This window comes from Blastomonas sp., from assembly GCF_030373265.1.
Lineage (GTDB): Bacteria > Pseudomonadota > Alphaproteobacteria > Sphingomonadales > Sphingomonadaceae > Blastomonas.
In genome coordinates this window covers 1-3,964 of record NZ_JAUCZC010000057.1, presented here as the reverse complement: position 1 = coordinate 3,964, position 3,964 = coordinate 1, and the positions used below count along the sequence as shown (strand labels likewise).

The following is a 3,964-nucleotide window of genomic DNA, read 5'->3' as shown; positions in this document are numbered from 1 at the left end:
AGATCCTCCTTAGATCACAACCTCAAATCTGTGCCATTGGTGCTGACGGCGGACAAGGCGGCCGGGTACCTTTTTCCTTAAGCGCCGGCGTCATTGATCTGCCAACGACGCGCTCGATCAGGGTCCCTCCTCCCTACGCTCCCATGAGCTGAACCGTCGCCATGATCCCGAAGCTTGCCTCCTCGACGCCCGCCGCCAACGCCACGGTCGCGAGTCCGGCGCGCATCATGCTGCGCTTTAGCGAGAAGCTAGTGAACAAGTTCTCGGGCGCCGAACTCGTCATGACCGACATGCCAGGGATGAAAATGAACGCACCGATGAAAGTGGCGGTGAAGACGATGTTCGGGCCCGATGGCAAGACTTTGATGCTACTGCCCGCCAAGCCGTTGACCGCTGGCACCTACAAGCTCGACTATCATGTCGTTTCGGCCGACACGCACCGCATCAATGGCGGCTACAGCTTCAAGGTGAAGTGACACCCATGATCGAGGTGGCTTCGGTCGCCGTCCGGTTCGCGCTCTATGTGGACCTGATGCTTCTCTTCGGCCTGCCGCTGTTCGGTCTGTACGCCCTTCGTGGGACCGAGCGGGTGTCCGGCTCGGTCCTCCCGTTCCGACGATTGATCTGGCCGCTTGCCCTTATCGGTGTAGCGCTATCGTCCGTAGCGCTGATCCTCCTTGCGGCCGCGATGAGCGGGGTGGGACCTGGTGCTGTCGACCGCGAAGCAATCGGCATGGTGGTAACGGGAGCATCGGCACTGCGTGGCAGGCCCGCATCATGGCGCTGTTTGCCGCTGCATGGCTCGCTTTTTCCGGGTGGCGCCGGCCGGTCGTCCTGTTGACGCTTACGACGGCCGCTGCCGCAGTTGCGCTTGGCTCGCTGGCGTGGACCGGGCATGGGGCGGCCGACGAGGGCGCTTTAGGGTGGGCCCACCTGGTCGCCGATATCATTCATCTTCTGGCGGCCGGCGTTTGGATCGGTGCGCTGCTTGCGCTCACCATGCTCCTGTTGCGACCGTCCGCCACACTGACCGCCGATCACATCATCCTTTCGCACCGCACTCTGGACGGCTTCACGGCAGTGGGGTCGCTAGTGGTGGGCCTTATCATCGTGTCCGGTCTGATCAATAGCTGGATACTCGTTGGCCCAGCCAATCTGGCGGCCCTGCCCACGACTCTTTACGGCCAGCTTCTTATCGCCAAGCTCGTGCTGTTTGCAGGAATACTCGGTCTGGCGGCGAGCAATCGATTCCGTCTAACGCCCGCTCTCGAGGCATCGCTCGACAACGGGGATCACGCTACGGCCGTCGCCGCCTTGCGGAGAAGCCTGGCTCTTGAGAGCGCGATAGCGATCACCATCCTGGCCGCGGTCGCCTGGCTCGGACTTCTGGCGCCTCCGGCGTCAGGCGCGATTTGAGTGCGCCTCATAGCGCTACGCGTGTCTGTTTTTAGGCTACAGCACCTCGATGGTGGAGCGATCGGCTCCGCTAATCGCGACAAGAGTCGGGAGGGCCGCGTCCGCGATAAAACCGCTTCCTGTGTGAGGGCAAGTGCGGGCCCATGCGTATGAGGAACGGAGACACTATGGATTGAGAAGGGGCAGCTGGATGTTCGACGGGGCAAGACGCGCGATCCTGATGGTGTTTGCCGTGCTGGCTTTGTCGGCCGGTTCGATCGCATCGGCGCACGAGAATCATGACGCTATAGGCGCGGGCCCAGGGCCGGCGAAAAATGCCACCCCGAACCAGCGAGCCGACAAGGCGGACGCGACCGACGGCCACGTGGGCATGGGATCGATGTCGACCGTCGATATGAACCTGGGCGGGCGCGGCATTGCGGGCGATGACATGGACATGGGCGGAATGCACGAAGAAGCCGCGAACAAGAACAAGACCTTCGGACAGCGCATCGTGAGCTGGCTCGGCCGCCTACACACGATGGTCATTCATTTTCCAATCGCCATGTTCATCGGTGCATTTGCCGTCGAGTTGTTCGGACTATGGCGCCGCAACCGTGACATGCAGCACGTTGCTCACGTGATGCTCGTGGTCGGGGCATTAGGCGCGATCGTCGCAGCGTTCCTGGGCTGGTTCGCAGGCGGCTTCTACCTAACCGACCGCAATCCGATTCTAATGACGCACCGCTGGCTTGGAACCGCCATTGCCGGTGTCGGGCTGGTGCTGGTCTACTTGGCGGCAGGTCACCGCCGCGCGCCGGAGCGATCACGCAAGCTCTACCTGGTCCTGCTCGGCTTGATGACGCTGGCGATCTCGGTACAAGGCTTTCTTGGAGGAACGTTCATGCACGGCGGCTTGAACCATCTGGCATTCTGAAATCGTGGGTGAAGATATGGCTTTCCGTTTGCAGAAGATATTGGTGGCGTCGCTGCTACTGCCTACCGCAGCAACTGCGCAGCCTTCGAACCATGCCACCGACACGCTCGCCGTGCAGGCAGTTCTGTCGCAATATAAAGCGGCGATCGAGAAACTTGACGGGGCGGGGACCGAGCGGCTGTTCACGCCGGATTCGCAGATATTCGAAACTGGCGGCTCGGAAGGAACCTACGCCAACTACCTCAGCCATCACCTCCGGCCGGAGCTCGCTGCCTTCAAGTCTTTCAAATTCTCAGACTACAAGGTCGACGTGCGGTTCGAAGGGCCGATTGCGCTCGCCACCGAAACCTATCGCTACCGGATCGAGCCCAAGACTGGAGATGTCGCGGAGCGGATCGGTGTCGCGACGAGCGTGCTCAAGAAGGTCGGCGGCACGTGGAAAATCGTCAGCATGCACAATAGCGGCCGCCGCCCCAAGGGATCCTGACCGCCACATCTGTCATATACCAAGATCTCTGGGCTGCTCATTGCGGGTCAGCGTTCGACGCGGCATCCGCTGAGCAGCAACAGCGCGAACGCGCGTCACGGCTGTCTACCAAGTCTAGACTAGCGAACGCGCTCGAGCGGCGGCGCCCGCACAACATTCAATGTCGATCCAGCGGCCACGCCTGTATCGGCGGTGTGTGGCGCCAACCGAAGCGCCTGAGGCAAACCAATCCTTTTGCCCTCTTCAAGGGCTCGCCCTCACCTCAGTCGATCGCACCGCAAAAGGGCTGATAACGTTGGCGCGGGCGAATTGCGGCATAGTGAATGGTTCGACGGCGAGCCCTCCCGCTGGATCTGCCTGCACTGAGCGTCGGAGGTGGTTAGGCCGTCCCGATCGCAAGATCGTCCAGGATCGGGCAGTCCGGCCGATTTCCACCAGCGCAACGACGAGCCAGATCTTCGAGCGACTTGCGCATCGTGCGGAGCTCCCGCTCCTTGCGCTCCATTTCTCGTGCCCGTGCGAGCGCGAGTGCCTTGACCTCGCCGCTCGACCGGTCACCGTCCTGCCAGAGCGCGACGAGCTGCGCGATCTCGGGAATGGGAAAGCCGAGATCGCGCGCGCGTCGGATGAAGCGCAGCATGTGAACCTCGCGGTCGCCATAGTCACGGTAGCCGGAATCACGCCGTGCGGCCTTCGGAATGAGGCCGATCGCCTCATAGTGGCGGATCATTCGCTGGCTGACCCCTGAGGCTTTCGCGGCCTGTCCTATGTTCACTTGTCCTCTCCTCAAGCCGCGGTTGGGCGCCAACGGCGAAGCGTCAGAGCGTTGGCGACGACGCTGACGCTCGACAGCGCCATGGCCGCGCCGGCGATCACCGGGCTCAGATAACCTAAGGCCGCCAACGGAATGCCGACAAGATTGTAGATGAACGCCCAGAACAGCCCTTGGCGGATTTTGGCATAGGTCCGCTTCGAGATGTCGATCGCATCCGCGACCAGGCGCGGGTCGCCGCGCATCAGCGTGATGCCGGCCGCGTGCATGGCGACGTCCGTTCCCGTCGACATGGCGATGCCGACATCGGCTGCCGCGAGGGCAGGGGCGTCGTTGACCCCGTCGCCGACCATGGCGACCGTGCGGTCCTCTC

Annotated in this window: 7 protein-coding genes; 5 read left to right on the top strand and 2 right to left on the bottom strand. The window is 62.5% G+C overall.

Features of this window, described 5'->3' with window-relative positions:
- Nucleotides 1–161: 161 nt before the first annotated feature.
- From copC to QUV11_RS17110, 5 genes are all read left to right on the top strand, one after another.
- Nucleotides 162–476, top strand: coding sequence for a copper homeostasis periplasmic binding protein CopC (gene copC / locus QUV11_RS17130; protein ID WP_281822873.1), 315 nt, complete (start codon nt 162–164; stop codon nt 474–476).
- Nucleotides 477–481: 5 nt separating this feature from the next.
- Complete coding sequence (locus QUV11_RS17125; RefSeq protein WP_300884242.1) at nt 482–841, top strand: hypothetical protein; 360 nt, start codon at nt 482–484, stop codon at nt 839–841.
- Nucleotides 778–1,416, top strand: coding sequence for a copper homeostasis membrane protein CopD (gene copD / locus QUV11_RS17120; RefSeq protein ID WP_281822876.1), 639 nt, complete (start codon nt 778–780; stop codon nt 1,414–1,416). Before QUV11_RS17125 ends, copD begins: the two co-directional genes overlap by 64 nt.
- 190 nt (nt 1,417–1,606) lie before the next feature.
- Nucleotides 1,607–2,332: a DUF2231 domain-containing protein gene (locus QUV11_RS17115; RefSeq protein WP_281822877.1), complete on the top strand. Its 726-nt coding sequence runs from the start codon at nt 1,607–1,609 to the stop codon at nt 2,330–2,332.
- A gap of 16 nt (nt 2,333–2,348) precedes the next feature.
- Entirely contained in the window at nt 2,349–2,819 is a 471-nt protein-coding gene (locus tag QUV11_RS17110; protein WP_281822878.1) for a nuclear transport factor 2 family protein, read from the top strand.
- 379 nt (nt 2,820–3,198) lie between these two features.
- Here the strand turns inward: QUV11_RS17110 and cueR are convergent, their stop codons facing one another.
- On the bottom strand, nt 3,199–3,594 hold the full coding sequence (gene cueR, locus QUV11_RS17105; protein WP_281822879.1) for a Cu(I)-responsive transcriptional regulator: 396 nt from the start codon (nt 3,592–3,594) through the stop codon (nt 3,199–3,201).
- Nucleotides 3,595–3,605: 11 nt separating this feature from the next.
- A partial coding sequence (locus QUV11_RS17100; protein ID WP_300884237.1) for an HAD-IC family P-type ATPase occupies nt 3,606–3,964 on the bottom strand: 359 nt, incomplete at its 5' end.

Excerpts from the sequence above, each read along its gene's own strand:
- copC (WP_281822873.1), top strand. The coding sequence starts at position 162 with ATGATCCCGAAGCTTGCCTCCTCGACGCCCGCCGCCAACGCCACGGTC.
- QUV11_RS17125 (WP_300884242.1), top strand. The coding sequence starts at position 482 with ATGATCGAGGTGGCTTCGGTCGCCGTCCGGTTCGCGCTCTATGTGGAC.
- copD (WP_281822876.1), top strand. The coding sequence starts at position 778 with ATGGCGCTGTTTGCCGCTGCATGGCTCGCTTTTTCCGGGTGGCGCCGG.
- QUV11_RS17115 (WP_281822877.1), top strand. The coding sequence starts at position 1,607 with ATGTTCGACGGGGCAAGACGCGCGATCCTGATGGTGTTTGCCGTGCTG.
- QUV11_RS17110 (WP_281822878.1), top strand. The coding sequence starts at position 2,349 with ATGGCTTTCCGTTTGCAGAAGATATTGGTGGCGTCGCTGCTACTGCCT.